Source organism: Acidovorax sp. NPDC077693, from assembly GCF_044542805.1.
Lineage (GTDB): Bacteria > Pseudomonadota > Gammaproteobacteria > Burkholderiales > Burkholderiaceae_C > Acidovorax.
In genome coordinates this window covers 388,882-411,706 of sequence record NZ_JBITVD010000002.1, presented here as the reverse complement: position 1 = coordinate 411,706, position 22,825 = coordinate 388,882, and the positions used below count along the sequence as shown (strand labels likewise).

The following is a 22,825-nucleotide window of genomic DNA, read 5'->3' as shown; positions in this document are numbered from 1 at the left end:
CCCACCCCACCACCCTCACTTTCAAACAAGGGAAACCCCGATGACATCCACCTCCTATCTCTGGACTCCACCGCCGGTCTACGCGCTGCCGGTGCGTGGCCGAAGCGAGCGGCTACCGATCCAGCGGCTGTTTTTTGTCGGCCGCAACTACCACGCGCACGCGGTCGAGATGGGCCGTCCGGTCGATAAGTCGGTCGAGGTGCCTTTCTACTTCACGAAGGCACCGTCCACGCTGGTCGCGTCCGGTGCCACGGTGGCCTACCCGCCCGGTACCCAGGACTACCACCACGAAATGGAACTGGTGGTGGCCATCGGCGCGGCCGGCTTCCGTGTGAGCGAGTCCGAGGCGCCGCGCCTCATCTATGGCTATGCCTGCGGTCTGGACATGACGCGCCGCGACCTGCAGCTCGCGGCGCGCGAGAAGGGCCGCCCCTGGGACCTGGGCAAGGATGTGGAGCAGTCCTCCGTGGTCTCGGAGGTCGTTCCGATGCCCCAGGTCGTCCTGAGCCAGGGCGAACTGGCGATGTCGGTCAATGGAAAGGTGCGCCAGAAGTCCGACCTGTCGAAGCTGATCTGGAACATCCCCGAGCTGATTGCCGACCTGTCCAGGTTCTACCACCTGCTCCCCGGCGACCTGATCTTCACCGGCACGCCCGAAGGCGTGGGCCCGGTGCAGCCCGGTGACCACATCGAAGGCCGGATTGCCGGCGTGGGCAGCATCGTGCTCGACGTTGGCCCGGCGGAGTGATATGGCTGAACACCTTGAGGAGACAAACCACCATGACCACCGACCTGACACCTTCTCCCGTGCGGCTGCATGCCGTTGCGGGGCGGGGCCAGCCCGACCCCACGCCCGCACTGGAGCAGCTGTACCGAGGATTCGAGCAGGAACTGCTGGTCCCGCTCTGGACCGAGATCGGCGACCTGATGCCCCGGCATCCCCAATCCAGAGCCGTGCCGCACTTGTGGCGCTGGGACCGGTTGAAGGCGCTGGCCGCGCAGGCCGGCGAGATCGTGCCTGTGGGCCGCGGTGGCGAGCGGCGTGCGATCGCGCTGGCCAACCCGGCGCTGGGCGGCCGTCCATTTGCCACACCCACGCTGTGGGCCGCCATTCAGTACCTCATGCCGGGCGAAGACGCCCCTGAGCACCGGCACACGCAGCACGCCTTCCGGTTCGTGGTGGAGGGCGAGGGCGTCTGGACCGTGGTCAACGGCGATGCCGTGCGCATGTCACGGGGCGACTTCCTGCCGCAGGCAGGCTGGAACTGGCACGCCCACCACAACGCCGCCACCGAGCCCATGGCCTGGATCGATGGCCTGGACATCCCCTTTTCGTACTACACGGAGAGCCAGTTCTTCGAGGTCGGGCGCGAGCGGATCTCGCCTGCCGAGCGCACCACGGCCGAGCGTTCGTACTCCGAAAGGCTCTGGGGCCACCCTGGCCTGCGTCCGGTGTCGATGGCGGGGGCGCAACCCGCCACGCCGCTCCTGGCCTACCGCTGGGTGGACACGGACCGCGCACTGGCCGACCAGCTCGCCCTGGAGGCCGAGGGCCAGGCCGGCACGCTGAGCCCGGGCCATGCGGCGGTGCGCTTTACCAACCCGGCCACCGGCGGCGACGTGCTGCCGACGATGCGCACCGAGATGCACCGCGTGCGCGCGGGCGGCGCAACGCGCGTCCATCGCGAGGTGGGCTCGTCGGTGTTCCAGGTGTTCGACGGCAGTGGTTCCGTGACGGTGGGCGATCGCACCTGGCAAGTGGCGCGTGGCGACTTGTTCGTGGTGCCGTCGTGGCAGCCGTTCTCGGCCCTGGCATCCACCTGCGGTGCGCTCGACCTCTTTCGGTTCAGCGACGCGCCGATCTTCGAGGCGCTGCACGCGCACCGCGCCCAGACCACCGGGTGAGCCGGCAGCCTCCGGCCCGCATGCCGCACTTGCCCAGCCCGCTGACCAGCCACGAAACAACAGGCCGATTCCGGCCCCAATGACAAGGAGACATAGCCATGATCACAGCCATCCGTACTTCCATTTTCCGCACGGCCACTGCGCTTTGCGCCTGGGCCCTGCTGACCGCCGCGGGCCTGCCCGGCGCAGCGGCGCAGACATACCCCAGCAAGCCCGTGCGCTCCGTCGCGCCGTATTCCCCGGGCAGCGGCCCGGACGCGGTGATGCGCATCCTCAGCGAGAGGTTGTCGCGCCACTGGGGCCAGCAACTGGTCATCGACAACAAGCCGGGCGCCAACGGTTTCATCGCCATTGGCGACGCCAAACGCGCAGCGCCTGACGGCTACACCGTTCTGCAGGTGGACAACACCCACATGGCCCTGCAGCCGCATGTGTTCAAGCAACTGCCCTACGACCCGCTGAAGGACTTCGAGCCGGTGGCCCCGGTGTACTTCACCAACTTCTTCGTGGTGGTGGCGGCCAACTCGCCGTGGAAAGACGTGGGCGACCTGATCCGGGCGGCCAAAGCGGCACCGGGCGAGATCACCTATGGATCATGGGGCATCGGCAGCGTGGCCCATGTGGGGGCGGCGATGCTCGAAGCCGCGACCGATACGAAGATGATGCATGTGCCCTACAAGGACATGGGGAACGTCTACACCTCCGTCGCCACTGGCGACATCAAGTGGGCGTTCGGCACGGCGGCGACTGCCGGACCGATGTACCAGGCCAAGAAGGTGAAGTTCCTGGCACTGGCCGCGCCCAAGCGCCTGGCGGGCTTCACCGATGTTCCCACCGTCGGCGAAGCGGGCGGACCTGCGGGGTTCGAGGTGAAGACCTGGGTCGGCCTGTTCGCGCCTGCAGGCACACCGAAGGCGGCGATCGAGAAAATCAACGCCGACGTCGGCAAGGTGCTTGCGACCGCCGAGGTCAAGGAGCGTCTGGCGACCTTCGGCTTCGAGCCCTACATGGGCCCGCCCGGCGAGCTCACCAAGGCCATCGAACGCGACTCACGCACGTTCGGTGATGTCGTCAAGCGCGCCAAGATCGCTCTGGACTGATCATGAAGCTCTACACCTTTTTCCGCAGTGGAACATCCCACCGCCTGCGCATCGCGCTGAACCTCAAAGGCCTCTCGTACGACCAGGTCGCGGTCGATCTGCGGCGCGAGGAGCACCTGGCGCAGGCCTTCAAAGCGATCCATCCGCAGCAGTTCGTGCCCGTGCTGGACACGGAAGACCGCTTGATGATCCAGTCGCCGGCCATCATCGAATGGCTCGAAGAACGCCATCCGGATCCGCCGCTGCTCCCCAGCGACGCCGCAGAGCGTGCGCAGGTGCGCGCGCTCGCAGCCATCGTGGGCTGCGACATCCACCCGGTCAACAACCGGCGCATCCTGGAGGCGTTGCGCCACCGCTTTGCCGCGGACGAGGCGGCGATCAACGACTGGTGCGGCACCTGGATCGGCGCGGGTTTCGACGCCATCGAGGCCTTGCTGGCGAGTGACCGGCGTCGTGGAGATTTTTGCTTTGGCAACCACCCGACGCTCGCCGATGTCTACCTGGTGCCGCAGGTGGAGAGTGCACGCCGCTTCAAGGTGGACATGGCGCGTTGGCCGCGGGTTCAGGCTGTGGACGCGGCCTGCGGGCAACTGGACGCGTTCCGCCAGGCCGCGCCCGCTGCGCAGCCCGATGCGGGCTGACCTCAGTCGCCCTGCATGTAGAAGGCCTCGGCATGGATGTGGGCCGCCTCCATGCCCTTGCCGAGTGCGAGCAGCGTGGTGGTCTCCACCATCGGCGGCGAGCCGCACAGATAGGCGCTCCATCCACGCAAGTGGGTGTGGTCCTGTTCGATGGCCTGGGTCACCAGCCCGCGCCGCTGCGTGGCAGGGTCTGCACCCGAGGCCATCACCACATGTACTTTCAACGCAGGGTGCGTGCTGCGCAAATGGTCCAGCCATGCGAGTCCGTAGAGGTCGCGCGGCGAGCGCAGCCCGAGGTACAGGTGGATGGGGTTGCGCATGCCGGCGGCCACGGCGCCCCGCACCACCGAGAGCACCGGTGCCAGGCCCGTGCCCCCTGCCACGCACAGCATGGGTCCGGCGTTCTGCTGGCGCAGATAGGCGGCGCCGAGTGGCCCGCTGACCTTGACCTTGTCCCCCACCGTCAGCTGTTCGGCGATGTAGCTGCTGACGCGGCCCTTGGGCATCAGCTGCACGTGAAACTCCAGCAGATCATCACCCGGCAGGTTGGCCATGCAGTAGGGCCGCGAGTGCTGTGGGGTCAAAGCGATCTGTGCGTACTGACCCGGAGAAAACGCAATCGGGTTGGCGACCTTGAGCAGCAGGCGCCGGATGTCGGCCGCCAGGGGTTCGATGGCGACGACGGAGGCCCTGGCCACACGCGCCCGGTGCACGACGGCCTCTTCAGGCGCTGGCACTTCGATCGTGCAGGCTTCGGTCACATAGGTCTGGCAGGCCAGTACGGCGCCGTCCATGCCGTCCAGCGGGCGCTGCTGCTCGCGCCCACCATCGAGCACCTCGCCATCGAGCACCCGGCAGCGGCAGATGCCGCAGCGGCCGGAGAGGCAGGAATAGGACATGGGAATCTGCGCCGCGCGCAGGGCGTCAAGCAGATTCGCACCGGGTGCGGCGCGGATCACGCGGTTAAGCGGCTGAACAAGGATGTCCACGGCGGTCGGCCTTCGGGGTCATGCACGCCATTGTGCCCACGAATCACCGGCTGCAATACCATTGCCATTTCACATCATCGGAGATGATGGAGGCGCCATGGAGCTATCCGATATCGATCTGAACCTGCTCGTGCTGTTTCAGCAACTCATGGTCGAGCGGCGCGTATCGCAGGTGGCCGACAACCTGGGGATCACGCAGCCGGCCGTCAGCAACTCGCTGGCCAAGCTGCGCAGAATCTTCGGCGACGAGTTGTTCCTGCGAACGTCCGGCGGCATGGTGCCCACACCGTTTGCCGAGCAACTGAGCGAGCCGGTGGGCTACGCGCTGGGCATGATCCACAGCGGGCTCAATCAGCGCACGCAGTTCACGCCGGCCACGCTCAAGCGCACCATCACCATCGGCATGACGGACATCGGCGAGATCGTCTTCCTGCCAGCCTTGCTGGAACGCCTGGGCCGGGAGGCGCCCGGCGTGACGCTCAACACGGTGCGCAACAACGCCACCAATCTGCGCGATGACATGGAAGCGGGCAAGGTGGATCTGGCCATCGGCCTGTTGCCGCACTTGAAGGCGGGCTTCTTTCAGCGCCGCTTGTTCCGCCAGCGGTATGTGTGCCTGTTTCGCCGCGGCCACGCGCTCGACCGGCCCAAGTTGCGGCTGGCTGACTACAAGGCGGCGGAGCATTTGGTGATCGTGTCCGCAGGCACGGGGCACGGCAAAATCGATGAGCTGATCCACAAGGCCGGCATCGATCGCCGCGTGCGGCTGAGCGTGCCGCACTTCGTGAGTGTGGGCCACATCCTTCAGAGTACGGCGCTGGTGGCGACGGTGCCCGAACGCCTGGCGCTCAAGCTGGCCGGGCCCTTCGGCCTGGTGCTGCGCACGCACCCCGTCCCCTTGCCCGATGCACCCATCAGCATGTTCTGGCACGCCAAGGTGCATCGCGAGCCCGTGAATCAATGGCTGCGCAGCATGGTGTTCGACCTGTTCGGAGGCGACCGGCCCGTCGACGGTGGTTCCGACGGTACAGGTTGAGTGGCCGCTGCAGCGGTCAACGCGCGGCGTCGATGACCATTCCGCCGTCGGGTGCCAGGTTGTAGGCTGCAGGCTGTAGCCGGCGATGCACTGCGCGCCCTGGCTGGCCGGGAACAGGATCACCGGTGCGATGTCGTGCTCGGGTGATCCGTTGCGGTCGAACCAGGTGGGCAAGAGCGGCCTGTCGCGGCCAAAGGTGTCCGCAGTCAGCATGACGTTGTGGACGGTGATCTGGTCGGCGCCTCCATTCACGCGTGTTTGCAGAGATACCGCGGCGTGTCCAGTACGTGATGACGCAAAAACGCCCGCGGGCTGGGGCCGACGAGAAAGCGCCCATGGACTGGTGGGGCGAGTACCGGTACAGCGTGCCCGTCAAAAAGGCCGGGCCGGGGCCGCACATCCCACGCTGCCGCACCGGCCAGGCGGTGATGGCCGGCGCGGTCTAACGCGCGCTCTTCGTGCGGCTGCGCCGCCGTGTCAGAATGAAATGATGAGCACGTCGACATCCTCCTTCCTCTCTGACGCAGACGGCACGCAGGTCGTCACATACACCTGGGCCGACGTGGCGGGCCCACCGTTGGGCGTGGTGCAGATCTCGCACGGCCTTGCCGAGCATGGCGAGCGCTACGACCGGTTTGCCAAGGCGTTGAATGCAGCCGGATTCCTGGTGCATGCCGCCGATCACCGCGGGCACGGGCGCACGGCCATGGGCCAGTGGGGCAACTTCGGCAAGGCGGGGTTCGGCGGGCTGATCGCCGACGTGGTGCAACTGGGCGCAGCGCTGCGCGCGCAGCATGCCGGCCTGCCGCTCTTTCTGTTCGGGCACTCGATGGGTTCGTTTGCGGCGCAGGCTGCCATCCTCGAGCATGCATCGACGTGGTCGGGCGTGGTGCTGTCCGGCTCCACGGCGCTCGACGTGCTGGCCGCCGGCATGGCCAATGCGCCGGCCGACGCGCCCTCCGGGCTGGCGGCATTCAATGCGGGCTTCGAACACCGCACGGGGTACGAGTGGCTGTCGCGCGACGCCTCCGAGGTGGATGCCTACGTCGCTGACCCTTGGTGCGGGTGGGATGTTCCGGACGATGTGATTCCATCACTGTTTGCGCCCGCATCCCGGCTGGCCGATCCTGCGCTGCTGGCGGGCATCCGCAAGGACCTGCCCCTCCTGATCGCCTCTGGCGACGCAGATCCGCTCGCTGGCGGTGGCGCGCTGATCCAGCTGCTGGGGCAGCGCTACCGCGATGCCGGCATTGCCGATGTGACGGTCACACTGTACCCGGGTGCCCGCCACGAAATCTTGAACGAGACCCACCGCCTTGAAGTGACGGCCGATATCGTCGCCTGGCTGCGTGCGCACGCGGACTCCGCGGCGTTTTAGCCATCAGTTGCGCCCACACCTGTCCGGCGCACGGATGCGATCAAGTTGCCGTGGGCCGTCGGGTCGCGGAGAGCGACGCCGGCTCTCCGCGCTGGCGCAGCACCATCGGCGATAGAACCTTGCAGGGCGAGCGCTCAAGGCCATCATCCTGATGTGGCCACCGCGCGGCATGGCGGCGCCCGGCAGTCAGTGGTCGGCCATGCTGAAAAGCAGACGTCGCAACGGGGCCCACGCAGTGGCCGAGGCGGTGGCATCGCCGGTGGCGGCCACGGTTTCGAGCCATTGCGCCATGGAGGCGCCCTCTGCCGCTCCCAATGTACGCAGCACGGTGCGCAGGCTGTGCGCCAGCCGACGCAGCGCCCCCAGGTCTCCCGCGTGCAAAGCGGTATCCCCGTCTTTCAAGTCTTGGGAAAACTGGGCTGCGCACATGGCTTTGTATTCGCGAAACAGTGCGGCATTCCCACCGAAATACGTATTCAGAAAGTCGCCGTCCTCGGCCGCGGGGGCCTCGCGGCACGTTGGGACCGCCGTGGCGGGTTTGTTTCGCTCCTCAGCCAGTGCGTCCTGCACACAGCTTTGCAGCTGTGCCACGGACGCGGGCTTGTACAAGATGCGCCATACGCCCATGCCTTTGAGCCCATTCTCGACACCTGCATTCATGCCTGCACTGAAGACCACGATCTTCGCCGCTCCGAGTCTTTCGGGGTGGTGCTGCAGCCGTTCGACCAACTCATAGCCAGATACCCCTGGCAGCATCAAATCGGTAATGATCAGCCGCACAGGCCGTTCGTCCAGCGATGTGAGAGCGCTCTCCGCGTCTGCGCAGACGACCAGATCAACCTGCTGGTCCTCCAGGGCCATGCCGATGAAGCGTGCGATCGAAGCATCATCCTCCACCACCAGCACACGCCGGACCGGAGTGTCCCCGGCGTGTGTCATGGATGGAGCGCGACAGCGGCGCTGGCATCCAGTCCGCGTGCCAGAAGCAAAGGCAGCTCGGTGACCAAGCGGGGCTTGTGGATGACATCCACGCCGTCGAGCGCAAACGCATAGGGAGCGCGTTGGGATTCGTCCAGCGAAGTCACGACAACAAGGCTGCTGTGGGTGAACTGGGGATGCGAGCGCAGCGTCATGATGAGTGCTCCGCCATCAATGCCGGGCAGCAGAAGATCCACGATCAAGATATCGGGTTGGATCTGGCCATACATCGCCAGCCCGGCAATGCCGTCATTGGCGATGTGCAGCTGCCAGTCTGGGAAGTGCTGTTTGATCAGCAGGGATACCAGGTTCTGGAAATGGATGGAGTCCTCGATCAGCAGGATCTTCACGGCACCGGAGGCTTGGGCCTTGCGTTCAACCGTCTCCTGTGCCGTCCGGCCTGCAGGAGTGAACGGCTCTTGCGCGAGCGCAGTGCTTGCGCGTGCACCTGGGCCTGGGTGCGTACCGCCGGAGCGCGAACGCAGCCACTGGTCGACCGAATCCCGCGAAATGCGCCGGTGCCCACCCGGTGTCTTCCAGGCTTGCAGCTCGCCGCGATCCACCATGAGTTGCACGGAGCGCACCGCCATGCCCAACATCCGCGCGGCCTCAAACGTAGTCAGTTGGTCGCCAGCAGTCGATGCGTCGAAAGGTGTGTCATTTTTCATGAGCACACCATTTTAGGTAAAAACAATGCTATTTATCCCGCATTGAAATGATCAAAATGAATTTTTTGAAACATTTGGTTTGCTGGGTGTCCATGGGCGAGCCATATGGCGGGACAGCCGGACGGCGGGCATCTGTCAGCACGCCACGGAAAGGTCGAGGGACGCGCAGTCGCGAATCCTCGAAATCATCTGGGAAGCGTCCAGGAGCAGCAGGGTGCGGTGCGAGCCCTCGTGCGTGACCTGTGCGATGCCGATGACCCCGTGCGAGTCTTCCGTACCGACCATGCCGGGCACCTCGCGGATTTGATCCCTGGTCAGCTCGACCACATCCGACACCGAGTCGACGACCATCCCAAAAGTGTCGTTGCCTACATTCGCGACCACCGTGACAGTGCTCGCAGTGAAGAGGGCGGTGATCCCGAGGCACACGCGCAAATCGATCAACGGCACGCTTTCACCTCGAAGGTCCAGCACGCCCAGGATATGGGTGGGTGACCCTGCGATGCGTGTAGGCGCTTCATAGAAGCGGATTTCCCGTACTCCCGAGATGGCGAGGCCATACTCCTGGTCGCCCAGGCGGAATGCCAGATGTTCTCCCGTTGTCGTGGGGCGTACGTTGCTGATGGTTGTCGATGTGTTCATATGCGCAGATGGCCGGTAAGGTGGATTCTTCAGTTAAGTTCCGCAGGCATCGTGTCACTGGTGCGCGCGGGGAGGGTGATATGGAATACCGCGCCATGCGGTTGCCGGTTCTCGGCATAGATCTGGCCGCCCAGGGCTTCAAGAATCTTTTTGCAGATGGCCAAACCCAGGCCGGTGCCGCCCGATCCATCCTTCGTGGTGCTGGACTGCTTGAACGCCTCGAAAATCGTGGTGAGTTCGAAGGGCGGTATGCCAGGGCCGCTGTCGCCTACCGCAATGCGGATCTGCCCCTGGCTGTCCACTCTGGCATGGATCTGTATCTGGGACTCTTCAGGTGAGAACTTGATGGCGTTGGCCACCACATTGCGGATGACCTGCTCAAAGCGCACGGGATCGACCTTTGCGGTCAATGGCGCGTCGCCCAGGTTCAGATCCAGCAGGAGCCTGCGCTGCGCCAGCAAGGGCTGCAGCTCCCGAAGCACTGGCCGTATGACCCCGCGTAAGTCGACCTTTTCCAGATGGAAGGTTCCCACCGTGCTTTCCAGCTTGGCCACATCGAGCAAATCGTTCACCAGGGACAGCATGCGTTCACCCGCGCGGTGAACGTCCTCGAACATGGCAGCGAAGGCTGGGTGCGCTTTGGCGCGGTACATGCCCAGTTCTGAAAATCCCATGATGGATTGCAAAGGCGTGCGCAACTCGTGGCTCATGTTGGCGACAAACTCCGATTTCGAACGAGATGCTTCTTCGGCCGAGTCCCTCGCTTCGCGCGTCACCCTTTCAGCCTCACGGAAATCGCTCACGTCCATCAAGGTGCACAGAATGCCGGTGGAGACACCCTCGGAGTCGGCCACGATGGCCTTGGTCACCCGGGTGTCTCGCCAGGACTGGTTTCCATTCAGAACGCGCGTTTCGAAGCGGACCGTGCCACGCCCTCGTTTCAGTTGCTGGTCGGCCGCTTCGTGCACAACGGCTTCTTCCGAGGGCAAGAAGTCCTGCAGGCGCAGCCCGATGACGTCTTTGCGCCGTCGTCCCTTGTATTCCTCCCAGGCGCGGTTGACCAGCAGCAGGCGTCCATCCATGTCCGTCATGGAGATCGGAAGCGGGTTCATTTCCAGCAGCAGTCCGCGAAACTCCAGCTCGCTTCGCAGCTTTTGCTGAGCGATCCACCGCTCGGTAACGTCGACCGCACTGCCGGCAAAACCCACTACTTGCCCCTCGTGGAGCAAGGGAACCAGTGCCATGTCAAAAAGCTTCCTACGGCCATCATCAAGACGGACCGACGCCTGGCAATGGCGTGCCTTTCCACTGGCTCCGTTCTGGAACAGCTGGGCTACGGACTGTTGTGACCGGGGCTCCACCAGCTCGTGCAGCGGACGGCCGACTGGCGATGTCTGTCCATGGCTGCCAAGCGCTATCCACTGGGCGTTCACGAAGGTGATGTGGCCACTTTCATCGGTGCGAAAGATCACCTCCTGCACGCTTTGCATCAGAACGGCAAGCTCTCGCTCGCTCTGAGCGATCCTGTTTTGTGCATCCTCAGCCAGCAGTTGAGCGGACTCCCTCAGCCTCAAGCCGCGCCATGCGACCAGCGACAGGAGCAGCATCAATGCGCACGCACCACCGCCCAGCCAGAGGTAACCGACGGAGTCGTCCAGCCACCGGCTCAGCGCCAGCGCGCGCGGTTCCTCCACCACGATCACGACAGGGTGTGTCCTGGAGACGCGGAATGCCACGATCTGCTGCTCCCCACCCAGTCCTCTGCCAATGAAGCTGGCGTGTTCGCGCGCGGGGAGATGCTCTTGGAAAATGGGGAGCGACTGCATGCCGCTGGTCGGCAGGGTGATCGTCCCCGCTCCGGCCAGAAACTCTCCCTTGTAGGTGGCAACCGCCGAACTGTAGCCAGCTTTCTCGACGGCAAGCTGCTGGATGTTGGCGAGCGCGTCCGGGTTCAGGAGGCCCACGGCATAGACGGACTGCTGGTTCGGTGTCTTGAGCTTTCGCAGCAGCGGTATGAAGCCCAGTCCCTTGGGTGCCGCGATCTTGCCTGTGACGGAGGCCAGGCTACTGATCCCTCGCCCTGCGATCAGAGGTCCGATGGCGTTTTTGTCGTCCGCGGGCAAAGGACCCAGCCGGCGCATGTCTATCTGTATGCCCAGCTCGTCCGACGAGTTGCTGGCCAGTATCCGGCCTTCGCCGTCGATGACCAAGAGGCCTCTCATGAAGGGGACACCAAGCAGGGCATGTTTGAGCGCTTCGTCGCCACGGGACGGGCTTTCGATGATGTCCTCAAACACCCGCGACTCCGCAAGCGTAGCCAGTACGAAGAACGCGCTGTCCATGGTCCTCGTGGTTTGATCTTCCAGCATGCGCGCGAGCAGCTCGGCCTTCTCTCGATCGGCCTGGATCAACTGGTTGCGGTCCGTGGACGCCACCCAGGTGGTCGCCAGCCCTACCCCCAGCGTGAGCAAAACGCCCGACAGGAGGGCGACCGTGCTCAGTTGCCGTATCGAAAACGACGGCATGCGGCGCAGCGGAGAGCGTGAGGTGATGAACATCGCTAGCCTTCACTTGCCAGGTTCTTTGGCTCGCTCAGGACGAGTGCGAGCACCAGGGATGCGAAGCTCCAGCCTACGCCCGCCCACAGCCATTTCGCAAGGCCATCGTGCTTCTGTCCGATGGCGAGACGCACCGGTATTTCAGCAACCACCACCAGCGGCGAAATCTCCGACGAGCGAAATGCAACCACTTGCTGGCTGCCTTGAACGCCACGACCGATGTAGCTGTCAGCCTTGCCTGTCGAAGCAGGATGGCCAACCACTGGCAGTGCGCTGATGCGGCTTTGAGCGGGCGTTGAGGCCCCAGTGCTCGCAACGATCAGGCCAGCGCTTGTCGCCAACGAGTACTGAAAATCAGGACGGCCCTGGTGCGATGCGCCGTCTTGCAGCAAGGCCTGGGGATTGATCAGGGCCAGCAGGTGCATACGCTTCCTCGCGCTGTTGAGAAAGGAATGGTGAAGGACAAGTGCATGGGGCGGCGAGCGAAAACTCACAGTACGGGCATCCGATAGGCAGTCATGGGTGCTCCACCCGGCAGAGAAGGCGCCGGTAACGCCTCTCTCACCGGATGGCATTGCACCAAGACCATGAAGATCCACGAATTGACCCTGCTCGCCAGTGCGAGTGCTTGCATGCACACGTCCTTCCTCGTCCAGCAAGAGGGCGCCACACAGAGAGGGGGCGCTTGCCAGCACATTTCTCAATGCCTCGTTCAGCGAGATGGCGCCAAGCGGCAGCGCTTGCGAAGACAGCCTATCACCGAGATGGTCGAGCGCCAACATGCCGATGCGCAGCGTGCGACTGACCTGCTCCTCAGCCAGATCCACCGCAGCGCGGGCATGGCTCTCTCCCTGGTGCGCGGCCTCTTCGGGGGCAAGGATTGCCACGCCCACCGCGGCGAAAAACACCGCGGCGGCACCGAAGACACCTGAAAAGAGGCACAAGACAGCGAGCCCGGTTCTTCGTGGGCAGGAACGTGCCGGGCTGGACCGCCAGGCCTGCAAGGCACCAAGGCGCATCATGGCATCACAATGCTGCTGAGTCCGTTGCGAGCCGCCGCCGCCGCCAAGCGGCCGTCGCGCTTGATCCGGACCACGAAGTCATCCATGGTCTTGAGCCAGGCATCGTCGCCGGGTTTGACGGCATAGGCATACGGAAGCACGAACACAGGCTTGGGGGGGACCACCAGGCGCGCCCAGTCTGCGTTGTCGAGCAGGCGGCGGCTGTAGGGGTAGTCCGTCATGAACACATCGACGCGGCCACTTTCCAGTTCCCGCTCACGCGTCGCTGGCGGAGAGATCTTCACGACCTTTGCGTGCTTGAGCCGCTCTGTCATGACCGGCTCCATGAAGGTTCCCGTCTGCACCGCCACCGCAACCCCCGGCTGGTCGATGTCAGCCCACTCCTTGACCACGGCATTGCTTTTGGTGGTGACACCGTAGATGTCGCTGCTCAGGTAGGGCTGGGTGAATTTGAGCGCCGCCATGCGCTGCGGCAGCATGCCGATGGCGAACATCGCCACGTCGCAGCGGTCGCCGCGCAGGTCGTCGATCAGCGTGGCAAAGGACGAATCGACGTACTCCACTTTCGCTTTCAGGTCGTTGCCCAGTGCAGCAGACAGTTCGATGTCGATGCCACCCAGTTGCTGGGTGCGCGGGTTTCGGTAAGTGATTCCGTAGTAGTCCGGCCAGATGCAGATGCGAACGGAACGCTGGCCTTGAACCTTGTCCAGCACGGTGCCAGCCGTTGCAGGAAAAGCAGCTGTCATGCAGAACGCGAAAGCCACAGAGTAGGAGCGCAGGAGTGAAGGCATGGTCGGAGTCCTGAGTGTGTAATTGGGGTTTCAGGCCGCGTCGATGAGGTCCGAAAACGTCGGGCGGTCCCGAGTGATCTGGAGGCGCAGGGCGTCGAGCGTGGCGATGTTGTCGACGAACGCATCCACCACGACGGGGTCGAAGGCCGTGCCGCGCAACTCCACCAACATCTCCAGCGCTTTCTCCGCGCTGAAAGCAGGGCGGTAGACGCGGTCCATGGTCAGCGCGTCGTAGAAGTCCGCCACCGCGGTGATGCGGCCGCAGAGCGGGATGGCCTCACCGCTCAAGCCTTTGGGGTAGCCTGTTCCGTCGAAGCGCTCGTGGTGCGTCAATGCGACTTCCGCGGCCAGGCGGAACACCGGAACGCGCGAGCTGCTGAGGATCTTGGCGCCCATTTCGGGATGCTGCTTCATCACGGCGCGCTCTTCGTCGGTCAGCGGCCCCGCCTTTTTCAGGACGTGATCCGGTGTGCCAATCTTTCCGATGTCGTGCATGGGGGCTGCACGGCGAAGCATGCGCGCGAACATTGGTGTGGACCCCAGATGCAGCGCCAGTGCTTCGGCCAGATATCCGATCCGGATGATATGAACGGATGTGTCGTCGTCGCGGAACTCTGCCGCCATGGAGAGGTGCAAAAGCGCTTCATGGTGCGCGCGTGTGACCTCCCGCAATGCCTCGTTGCGCTCCCTGTACATGTGACCGAAGTCTTCAACGAAGCGCTCCATCTGCGCGGCCGCCTCTTCTGCAAAGCAGCGGGGCTCTTCCCGGGGCGCCAGCAGTGTCGTTCGGACGGCAGTCATGCCGCTGCTTCCGCGCGGTAGACGGCTTCCAGGACCTGCAAGGTGCTGAATGGTTTGACCAGATACTCGTCAGCACCGGCCTTTTCGCCGTCGCGCCGATCTTCCGCCTGGCCGCGGGCGGTCAACATGATCACCTTGGTATGTTTGAGCGCAGGATTGGACTTGATGCACCTGCACACGTCGAGGCCTGAAAGAGCGCCCGGCATCATGACGTCGAGCAGCACGAAATCCGGCAAGATGTCGCGTGCCATCTGCAAGCCCGCCTCGCCGTTCGCTGCTTCATGGATGTCGAAATCCTCGAACTCCATCGTCATCTTCAGGAGCTTTCGAATGTCTACATGGTCTTCAACGATCAATACGGTTTTCATGGCTGCCTCTTGCATGTCTGCTGTGTGTCCATCATCCGGGTCCCGGGATGCGGGAGATGAGAACGGGTAAAAAATGGAGTGGCCAGGGGGCTCACCGCCCATCCACAACCGTCTTGTGGTCGTGAGCCTCTAGGCCGAGATGAGCTGGGGCGATGCATTCGATCGGCGCAACCCGACGGCATCTATCTGGCTCAAGGACGTTTCACCCGACTTCAGGCGGAAAAGTCGCATGGAGTTGCTCACGCCCTGGACCTGGCCGTGCACGGATTGCGCCGCGGCGGCGAGTTCCTCCACCATCGACGCGTTTTGCTGCGTGATGGAATCCATGTGGGACACCGCTTCGTTGATCTGGGAGACGCCGACCTTCTGCTCTCCGGCCGCGGTGCTGATTTCATCCAGGACCGAGTTCACCTTCCCGATGGACTCCAGAACCGCCTGCATGCGTTCGCGTGCTTGTGCGGCGCTGGTCACCCCCGCCGTGACGCGCGTCCCCGATTCGATGATCAAATCCTTGATGTCCTTCGCGGCTGTGGCCGTGCGTTGCGCCAGGGCGCGAACCTCCGAAGCCACCACTGCAAATCCGCGGCCCTGATCTCCTGCGCGTGCGGCTTCGACGGCGGCATTGAGGGCCAGGATGTTGGTCTGGAAAGCAACCCCTTCGATCAATTGAATGATGTCCTCGATGCGCTTGGAGGAGGCAGCAATGTCCTGCATGGTGGCCGCAAGGCTCTGCACGGCTTCGTCGCTGCGGCGAGCGACTTCGGCAGTCGTGTGCGCCATGTGTGCTCCATGGTTGGCGGAGCTGGCGCTATTTTGGATCGTGCCGTTGATCTGTTCCATGGAGGCGGCAGTCTGTTGCAGGTTGCCCGCCTGCGCTTCAGTGCGCGCCGAGAGGTCGTTGTTTCCAGAGGCTATCTCCTGGACGGCGATGTCCAGATGACCGACTTCTTCACGGACATCGCTGACCACGGTGCGCAGGTTCACGCTGACCTGGTTGAGCGCCTGCTGCAGTTGGCCCACGACGTCGCTCGCACCGGTTTCCACTGCGTGCGACAGGTCGCCGGATGCCAGGCAATTGGCGTCCCTGACCAAACGACGCAGTGGACTGACGGCAAAGGCGCGGATCAGCGCGAAGCTCCCGAGCACCGCGGCCGTTGCGACGGCGCCAGTCACATACCAGGCGGCACCCAACAGGGCAGGGGTCACGGTGGCCGTTGCAGCGGCCGCCTGCACGGCCATCACCTTGCTGGCCACTGAGGGGTGGGCCAGGCGCTTGATGCGCCCGAGCAGGCCCCTTTGCACGATGGCGCCGCGGTGCAGGCCATAGCTGGCCCGGCCTGAATTGCTCTGCCGGTTCAGTATCTCGTAGAAGGCTTCTGCTGCCCGCACCTGCTCCCTCGTCGGGGTCGTGCGCACCGAAAGAAAGCCTGTGATCTGGTTGCCGTCCATCATCGGAGTGGCATTCGCTTGAACCCAGTAGTGGTCGCCATCCTTGCGCCTGTTCTTCACGATACCCGTCCATGGCACGCCGGACTGGATCGTTTCCCACATGTCGCGGAAAGCTTCCGACGGCATGTCAGGGTGCCGCACGAGATTGTGTGGCTGCCCCAGCAACTCCTCTCTCTGGAACCCGCTGACCTGCACGAAGGCCCGGTTGCAGTAGGTGATGCGGCCCTTCAGGTCGGTCACAGACACCAGGGTTTCGTTCGCGGGGAATGTGAACTCTCTTTGGCTGACTGGGTGGTTGTTTCGCATCTTGGCTCCTTCGCTGAGTGGTCTGTCCGCAGTCGCGGCTGTCTGAAATCATCTTCAAGTTGCTTAAATGATAATTCTATCGCCCAGGAGATGTCAAATATGATTTTGCAGTTTTTGACTTGGATCAAGACTCTGGCTGTGCAGTGCACCGTTCTGACGCCGACGAAATGCAGAATTACTGCTCGATGGCTGCTTAAGATCGAAAAAAATTGCGCTTTGTGCGAATTTTTCACGCTATCAATGATTTTTGCCGGCGTTTTGAGCAAGGCATGGCCGTTGGCTTTCATGAGATCGCAATGTCAAAAACTGCCTTTCTCCGTAAGTTTCGCTTAAGAAATGATAAATATGATTTAAATGGATTCGGATTTCGCAGCCTGCCAGAACCCACGGTTAGCGCCGGGGCGGTATTCGAAGAAGAAGTAAGAGGTCTGTGAGCTCTGCGGGTGCGCCCGAGAGCTCATGAGCCACCTGAGGCCGTCATACCCAAGAGGGGCATCACTTATGAAAAACTTGAAGATTTCCACACGTCTCTACGGCACCTTCGGCTTGCTGGTGCTTTTGCTCGTGGGGCTGGCCGTCGTGGCGCTGCTACAGATGGGCTTGGTCAATGCTGCGACCACTGATATCGCGGACAACTGGTTGCCCAGCGTGCGGACTGCCAATGCGCTGGATGCCAAGGTCAAGGAACTGCGCATAGATCTGCTCAACCACGTGTTGAACACCGACGCTGCCACCATGGCCAGCATCGACCAGCGGATCGAGGCGGACCGCAGCGCGGTCGGCAAGCTCCGCAGCGAGTACGAGAAGCTGATCAGCAGTCCCGCAGAGCAAAAGTTGTATGAGCGCTTCTCGGAAACTTGGCGCCAATACAGGGAGGCCAACGACCATGCCTTGGACTTCTCGCGCAGGAACGAGAACGACAAGGCGCGTGAAGTGCTGGACGGCGAGTCCCTGAAGCTCCACACCCAGATCAAGGCTCAGCTGGACGAGCTCGTCAAACTCAACAGTCAAGGAGCCGATGCTTCGCGCGATAGTGCTCATCAAGCCTACGCAACCGCTCAAAAAACTTTGCTGATCATTGCGATCGTCGCCATATCAATGGCAGTCGCCGCCGCCATATGGCTGGTGCGCTCCATCACACGCCCTTTGGCCGTGGCCGTGGGGGTGGCGCAACGGGTCGCTGCGGGAGACCTGACGGCCACCATCCAGGTGTCCTCCCGCGACGAGATGGGGGAACTGCTGGGTTCGCTGCAAAGCATGCAGCAAAGCCTGGTTCGTACCGTGGGCCTGGTGCGCGAAAACTCCCAGAGCGTGTCCACTGCATCTTCAGAAATATCTCAGGGCAACAGCGACCTGAGCAGCCGCACGGAGCAACAGGCCAGTGCGCTGGAGGAAACCGCGGCATCCATGGAGGAGCTGAACTCCACAGTCCGCCAGAACGCGGACAATGCACGGCAAGCCAACCAATTGGCAATGAGCGCCTCGTCGGTGGCCGTGCATGGCGGCGAGGTGGTCGGCCAGGTCGTGGCCACGATGCGCGAGATCAATGAAAGCAGCCAGAAGATTGCCGACATCATTGGCGTCATCGATGGAATTGCATTCCAGACCAATATTCTGGCGCTCAACGCCGCAGTCGAAGCGGCCCGCGCCGGAGAGCAGGGCAGGGGCTTTGCGGTGGTCGCCTCCGAAGTGCGGAACCTCGCGGGCCGCTCGGCTGATGCGGCCAAGCAGATCAAGGCCTTGATTGGCGCCAGTGTGGAGCGCGTGAGCCAAGGTGCGTCCCTTGCCGACCAGGCTGGCGAAACCATGAGCGAAGTGGTGGGATCGATCAAGCGCGTCACCGACCTCATGGGTGAGATCAGCGCGGCGAGCACCGAACAGAGCCAGGGCGTGGCCCAGGTCGGCGAGGCGGTGACCCAGATGGACCAGGTGACCCAGCAAAATGCCGCGCTGGTCGAGGAGATGGCCGCTGCCGCCAGCAGTTTGAACAATCAGGCGCTGGAACTGGTGCGCGCTGTCGACTTCTTCAAGCTCTCCGACGAGCGTGAGGCCGCGTTCGGCTCCGTACCCGCGGCGGTGCCCGCGCCGACTGCGGCTGTGCGATTGACCAAGCCCGCCAATGCACGCACCATCGCCGCGGGCCGGAGGCCCGATGCGCGACCTGTGTTCGCGGCGCCCCAGCTGGCTGCTGCCGCAGGCAATGTGGATTGGGAAGCCTTCTGAGGCGGGTGTGTGTGTGGCGGGGCGCTTGGCGCAACCCCGATGGGTTTCGGCGGAATCCGGGCGCGGTGCTCAGCTGCATTTCTGCAATCTCGGGAAGGAATTGGATTGCTTCACAGCCCAACGGCTCGGCAGCGGGGAGAATGGGCGGAAACCACCCGCAGTGCGGGGTGCAGGCGCAAGCCGTCGCCGCTAGGCTACGATTTCCGATCTGAAACCCTTGATGCCACCAGCGAACATGGAACAACCCGCCGAGTACAACGCAGCCCGCCAAGGCGACTCCGACGGCAGCCCGCGGCCAAGCGAGCGGACATGGTCGGTGACACCCGACGTGATGATGGTGGCAGACGGTGCGGGGCGCCTTCTCGATGTCAATCCGGCTTGGACGCGCACATTGGGGTGGAGCCGGGAAGAGAGCCTGGGCCGGAGCTTCGAATCGTTCGTCCATGCCGCGGATATGCCCGCGACCCAGGAGGCCTTCAGGCAGCTGCAGCGCGGCGAGCCGGTGCTGCGGTTCGAGAACCGCTACCGTGCCAAGGATGGAAACTACCGCTGGCTGTCGTGGATCGCGGTGCCTGAAGGCAACGAGTTTCGGTGTTCGGCGCGGGACGTCACGCAGGACAAGACAGCGTCCGAAGAGCGCTCGAGGCTCTGGGCGCTCTCTTCCGACATGCTGGCCAGGGCCAACTACGAAGGCATGATGACCGCGGTGAACCCCGCGTGGACGGCGGTGCTGGGCTTTGCACCCGAAGAGTTGCTGGCCACCCCCTATGTGGACTTCATGCACCCTGAGGATGCGGGCGTGACGCTGGCCGCGCTGGAGTCCATGGGGCAGACCGGCGATCCCACGCGGTTCGAGAACCGCATCCGCTCTGCCGACGGGCAATGGAAACACATCGAATGGACGGTGTCGCCGGAGCCGGGTGGCGTCTATTTCGTGGCGGTGGGCCGCGACGTGAGCGAGCAGAAGGCCCGCGAGCGCGAGTTGGCCGAGGCGCAGGCGCTGTTGCGGCAGGCGCAGAAGATGGAGGCCGTAGGCCAGCTCACCGGCGGCATCGCCCACGATTTCAACAACCTCCTGAACGCCGTATCGCTCAATCTCGAGATGCTGTCGCGCCGCGTGGAGTTGGGGCAGTACGACGGTCTGGCCAAGTACATCGGCACGGCCCATGCATCGGTCAAGCGCGGCGCCACCCTCACGCAGCGCCTGCTGGCTTTCTCGCGGCGGCAGACCCTCGATCCCAAGCCGACCGATGTCAACCGGCTGGTGGCCGGGGTCGAAGACATCGTTCGTGGCGCCGTAGGCCCCTCCATCCACGTCGACGTGGTGCTGGCAGACGACCTGTGGCCCGCCAACGTGGACGCGTCGCAGCTGGAGAACTCCATCCTCAATCTGTGCATCAATGCGCGCGATGCGATGCTGCCGGAGGGTGGCAGGTTGGCCATCGAAACCGCCAACCTGTGGCTCGACAGCCACCAGGCGCGCGCGCGCGAGCTGCCGCAGGGCGAGTACATCTCTCTGGCGGTGTCGGACACGGGGTCGGGCATGGCGCCCGACGTGGTCGCGAGAGCGTTCGAACCCTTCTTCACCACCAAGCCCCTGGGGCAGGGCACAGGCTTGGGGCTGTCCATGGTGTACGGCTTCGTTCGGCAATCGGGCGGCCAACTGCGGGTGCAGTCCGAGGTGGGCCGGGGCACGACGATCCAGCTGTACTTTCCCCGCCATGTCGGCGCAGTGGCCGCGCCGCAGCCGCTGGCCGCCGATGGGGAATCCGCCACGGGCGGTGGCGAGGTCATCGTGTTGATCGACGACGAGGAAGCGATTCGCGTGGTGGCGGCCGAGGCCCTGGGCCTGGCCGGCTACCAGGTGTTGCAAGCGCAGGACGGGCCCTCCGGGCTGGCGGTGCTGCAATCGGGCCGACGGGTGGATCTGCTCGTGACGGACGTGGGCCTTCCCGGCGGCATGAACGGCCGGCAGGTCGCCGATGCCGCCCGGGTCGTCCGCCCGGGGCTCAAGGTGCTGTTCATCACCGGCTATGCTGCGACGGCGGCCGTTGGCAACGGGCATCTCGATGCGAACATGCGGGTGCTGACCAAGCCTTTCGAAATGGCCGCGCTCGCGAACAAGATCGACGAACTTCTCAAGCACTGACCACAGGCCCTCGCCACCCGGCTGTCGGCGGATGGCCAGGCGCGCGGCGGGCCGGTGTCGGGGCATGGCCCATGGTCCATGACCCCGTGCAGCCCCCTGCCGACGGCATGTGGCGCCGGCCAAACTGCGCCCTCGACCTACACAAGAAGTCTGTCCATCGGGTGATGCTGTTCGATGTGCCTGCTGCGGCGTGCACATCCCCACGACGACACGATGGACATACCCATGGACCACCATACCCAGCTTTCCGTTTCGCGGAGGGGCCTGCTGATCGCCGGTGCCTCCACAGCCGCCATGACCGCGGTGCCCGGCCAGGCGGGGGCGCAGACACCGCCCACACCCGTGCCCGAGGTGCCACACCAGCGCATGGCCTTGAAGGTCAACGGCACGGAGCACACCCTCCACCTGGACACGCGCACCACCTTGCTGGACGCCTTGCGCGAGCATTTGCAGCTTACGGGTACCAAGAAAGGCTGCGACCACGGCCAGTGCGGCGCCTGTACCGTGCTGGTGAACGGACGGCGCGTGGTGTCTTGCCTCAGCCTGGCGGTCATGAGCGAGGGCACGAGCGTCACCACCATCGAGGGCCTGGGGACACCGAAGGCGCCCCACGCCTTGCAGGCGGCCTTTGTGCGGCACGACGGATACCAGTGCGGCTACTGCACGCCGGGGCAGATCTGCTCGGCTGTGGGCGTGCTCGACGAAATCAGGCAGGGCATGCCCAGCCATGCCAGTCCCGACATCGTGGCCCAGCCCCTGGTCTCGGCCGACGAACTGCGCGAGCGGATGAGCGGCAACCTGTGCCGCTGCGGCGCGTACTCCAACATCATTGATGCCATCACCGACGTGGCGGGGAGGGCTCGCACATGACCCCCTTCACCTACGAACGCGCAACATCGCCCGTGCAGGCCGCAGCCGCCTTGGCCGCACGGCCCGGCGCCCGCTTCATTGCCGGTGGCACCAATCTGCTTGACCTGATGAAGCTGCAGATAGAGACGCCCGTGCACCTGGTGGACGTGAACGCTGCCGGCATGGGCACGGTGGAGCCCACGGCGCAGGGTGGCCTGCGCATCGGCGCGCTGGTGCGCAACAGCGACCTGGCGGCCCACCCCCGGGTGCGGCGTGACTATGGTGTGCTGACCCGCGCGCTGGTGGCGGGCGCGTCGGGCCAGTTGCGCAACATGGCGACCACCGGCGGCAACCTGCTGCAGCGTACGCGCTGCCCGTACTTCTACGACACCCACATGCCCTGCAACAAGCGCCTGCCCGGCAGTGGCTGCTCGGCCCTGGGCGGCGTCAGCCGCCAGCATGCGGTCATCGGCGCCAGCCAGGACTGCATCGCCACCCACCCGAGCGACATGGCCGTGGCGTTGCGCGTGCTCGATGCCACGGTGGAGACCGTCGATGCCGCAGGCCAGTCGCGCGTCATCCCGATTGCGGACTTTCACCGCCTGCCCGGCAACACGCCACACATCGAGACCGCTCTGCAGCCCGGCGAGCTCATCACCTCTGTCACGCTGCCCGCCCCCGTAGGTGGCACGCACACCTACCACAAGGTGCGCGACCGGGCTTCCTATGCTTTTGCATTGGTGTCGGTGGCCGCCATCGTGCAGCGCGACGGCAGCGGCCGGGTGGCGCTGGGCGGCGTGGCGCACAAGCCCTGGCGCGTGGAGGCGGCCGAGGCGCTGCTGCCGCAGGGCGCGAAAGCCACGGCCGACCGCCTGCTGGCGGGCGCGCGCCCCACGCACGACAACGCATTCAAACTGCCACTGGCCGAGCGCACGCTCGCTGCCGTGCTGCAACAGGCCAGGAGCTGACGCC

General features: G+C 64.4%; 22 protein-coding genes. 12 read left to right on the top strand and 10 right to left on the bottom strand.

Annotated elements, in window-relative coordinates; translation table 11 throughout:
- Positions 1–40 precede the first annotated feature (40 nt).
- The 4 genes from ACIGHN_RS03965 to maiA all read left to right on the top strand — a co-directional run bounded on the left by ACIGHN_RS03965 (position 41) and on the right by maiA (position 3,646).
- Positions 41–748: a fumarylacetoacetate hydrolase family protein gene (locus tag ACIGHN_RS03965; protein WP_396503354.1), complete on the top strand. Its 708-nt coding sequence runs from the start codon at positions 41–43 to the stop codon at positions 746–748.
- A 32-nt stretch (positions 749–780) separates the two neighbouring features.
- On the top strand, positions 781–1,905 hold the full coding sequence (locus ACIGHN_RS03960; protein ID WP_396503353.1) for a cupin domain-containing protein: 1,125 nt from the start codon (positions 781–783) through the stop codon (positions 1,903–1,905).
- 98 nt (positions 1,906–2,003) lie between these two features.
- Positions 2,004–3,005, top strand: a complete 1,002-nt coding sequence (locus ACIGHN_RS03955; RefSeq protein ID WP_396503352.1) for a Bug family tripartite tricarboxylate transporter substrate binding protein — start codon at positions 2,004–2,006, stop codon at positions 3,003–3,005.
- A gap of 2 nt (positions 3,006–3,007) precedes the next feature.
- The gene (gene maiA, locus ACIGHN_RS03950) at positions 3,008–3,646 is read left to right on the top strand and encodes a maleylacetoacetate isomerase (RefSeq protein WP_396503351.1); all 639 of its coding nucleotides are present in this window, start codon (positions 3,008–3,010) and stop codon (positions 3,644–3,646) included.
- Positions 3,647–3,648: 2 nt separating this feature from the next.
- Here maiA and ACIGHN_RS03945 read toward each other — a convergent pair whose 3' ends face one another.
- Entirely contained in the window at positions 3,649–4,635 is a 987-nt protein-coding gene (locus ACIGHN_RS03945; protein ID WP_396503350.1) for a 2Fe-2S iron-sulfur cluster-binding protein, read from the bottom strand.
- A gap of 97 nt (positions 4,636–4,732) precedes the next feature.
- Here ACIGHN_RS03945 and ACIGHN_RS03940 point away from each other — a divergent pair, with 97 nt between their 5' ends.
- From ACIGHN_RS03940 to ACIGHN_RS03930, 3 genes are all read left to right on the top strand, one after another.
- Complete coding sequence (locus ACIGHN_RS03940; protein WP_056417194.1) at positions 4,733–5,671, top strand: LysR family transcriptional regulator; 939 nt, start codon at positions 4,733–4,735, stop codon at positions 5,669–5,671.
- A gap of 290 nt (positions 5,672–5,961) precedes the next feature.
- The gene (locus ACIGHN_RS03935; protein ID WP_396503349.1) at positions 5,962–6,117 is read left to right on the top strand and encodes a hypothetical protein; all 156 of its coding nucleotides are present in this window, start codon (positions 5,962–5,964) and stop codon (positions 6,115–6,117) included.
- A 44-nt stretch (positions 6,118–6,161) separates the two neighbouring features.
- Complete coding sequence (locus ACIGHN_RS03930; RefSeq protein ID WP_396503348.1) at positions 6,162–7,049, top strand: alpha/beta fold hydrolase; 888 nt, start codon at positions 6,162–6,164, stop codon at positions 7,047–7,049.
- Between the two features lie 186 nt (positions 7,050–7,235).
- Here ACIGHN_RS03930 and ACIGHN_RS03925 read toward each other — a convergent pair whose 3' ends face one another.
- The 9 genes from ACIGHN_RS03925 to ACIGHN_RS03885 form a co-directional block, all read right to left on the bottom strand.
- On the bottom strand, positions 7,236–7,988 hold the full coding sequence (locus ACIGHN_RS03925) for a response regulator (RefSeq protein WP_396503347.1): 753 nt from the start codon (positions 7,986–7,988) through the stop codon (positions 7,236–7,238).
- Positions 7,985–8,695 carry a helix-turn-helix domain-containing protein gene (locus ACIGHN_RS03920; RefSeq protein WP_396503346.1) on the bottom strand — a complete coding sequence of 237 codons (711 nt, stop codon included), beginning with the start codon at positions 8,693–8,695 and terminating at the stop codon, positions 7,985–7,987. The genes ACIGHN_RS03925 and ACIGHN_RS03920 overlap by 4 nt, the downstream gene beginning before the upstream one ends.
- Before the next feature lie 135 nt (positions 8,696–8,830).
- On the bottom strand, positions 8,831–9,337 hold the full coding sequence (locus tag ACIGHN_RS03915; protein ID WP_396503345.1) for a chemotaxis protein CheW: 507 nt from the start codon (positions 9,335–9,337) through the stop codon (positions 8,831–8,833).
- 29 nt (positions 9,338–9,366) lie between these two features.
- A complete protein-coding gene (locus tag ACIGHN_RS03910) occupies positions 9,367–11,895 on the bottom strand; it encodes an ATP-binding protein (protein WP_396503344.1) in 2,529 nt (842 codons plus the stop codon).
- A 2-nt stretch (positions 11,896–11,897) separates the two neighbouring features.
- A complete protein-coding gene (locus ACIGHN_RS03905) occupies positions 11,898–12,839 on the bottom strand; it encodes a hypothetical protein (protein WP_396503343.1) in 942 nt (313 codons plus the stop codon).
- A gap of 74 nt (positions 12,840–12,913) precedes the next feature.
- Entirely contained in the window at positions 12,914–13,663 is a 750-nt protein-coding gene (locus ACIGHN_RS03900; protein WP_396503374.1) for an ABC transporter substrate-binding protein, read from the bottom strand.
- A gap of 75 nt (positions 13,664–13,738) precedes the next feature.
- A complete protein-coding gene (locus ACIGHN_RS03895) occupies positions 13,739–14,509 on the bottom strand; it encodes an HD-GYP domain-containing protein (RefSeq protein WP_396503342.1) in 771 nt (256 codons plus the stop codon).
- Positions 14,506–14,877 (bottom strand): response regulator transcription factor, encoded by a 372-nt coding sequence (locus ACIGHN_RS03890; RefSeq protein WP_396503341.1) that lies wholly within the window; start codon positions 14,875–14,877, stop codon positions 14,506–14,508. Before ACIGHN_RS03890 ends, ACIGHN_RS03895 begins: the two co-directional genes overlap by 4 nt.
- Positions 14,878–15,006: 129 nt before the next feature.
- A complete protein-coding gene (locus tag ACIGHN_RS03885) occupies positions 15,007–16,632 on the bottom strand; it encodes a PAS domain-containing methyl-accepting chemotaxis protein (protein ID WP_056417215.1) in 1,626 nt (541 codons plus the stop codon).
- A 218-nt stretch (positions 16,633–16,850) separates the two neighbouring features.
- Between ACIGHN_RS03885 and ACIGHN_RS03880 the strand changes: the two genes are divergently transcribed.
- The 5 genes from ACIGHN_RS03880 to ACIGHN_RS03860 all read left to right on the top strand — a co-directional run bounded on the left by ACIGHN_RS03880 (position 16,851) and on the right by ACIGHN_RS03860 (position 22,821).
- Entirely contained in the window at positions 16,851–17,066 is a 216-nt protein-coding gene (locus ACIGHN_RS03880) for a hypothetical protein (RefSeq protein WP_396503340.1), read from the top strand.
- A gap of 67 nt (positions 17,067–17,133) precedes the next feature.
- Entirely contained in the window at positions 17,134–18,855 is a 1,722-nt protein-coding gene (locus tag ACIGHN_RS03875) for a methyl-accepting chemotaxis protein (RefSeq protein WP_396503339.1), read from the top strand.
- A gap of 235 nt (positions 18,856–19,090) precedes the next feature.
- Positions 19,091–21,004, top strand: coding sequence for a PAS domain S-box protein (locus tag ACIGHN_RS03870; protein ID WP_396503338.1), 1,914 nt, complete (start codon positions 19,091–19,093; stop codon positions 21,002–21,004).
- 225 nt (positions 21,005–21,229) lie between these two features.
- On the top strand, positions 21,230–21,874 hold the full coding sequence (gene paoA, locus ACIGHN_RS03865) for an aldehyde dehydrogenase iron-sulfur subunit PaoA (protein ID WP_396503337.1): 645 nt from the start codon (positions 21,230–21,232) through the stop codon (positions 21,872–21,874).
- Positions 21,871–22,821, top strand: coding sequence for an FAD binding domain-containing protein (locus tag ACIGHN_RS03860; RefSeq protein WP_396503336.1), 951 nt, complete (start codon positions 21,871–21,873; stop codon positions 22,819–22,821). Before paoA ends, ACIGHN_RS03860 begins: the two co-directional genes overlap by 4 nt.
- The last annotated feature ends 4 nt before the right edge of the window (positions 22,822–22,825 follow it).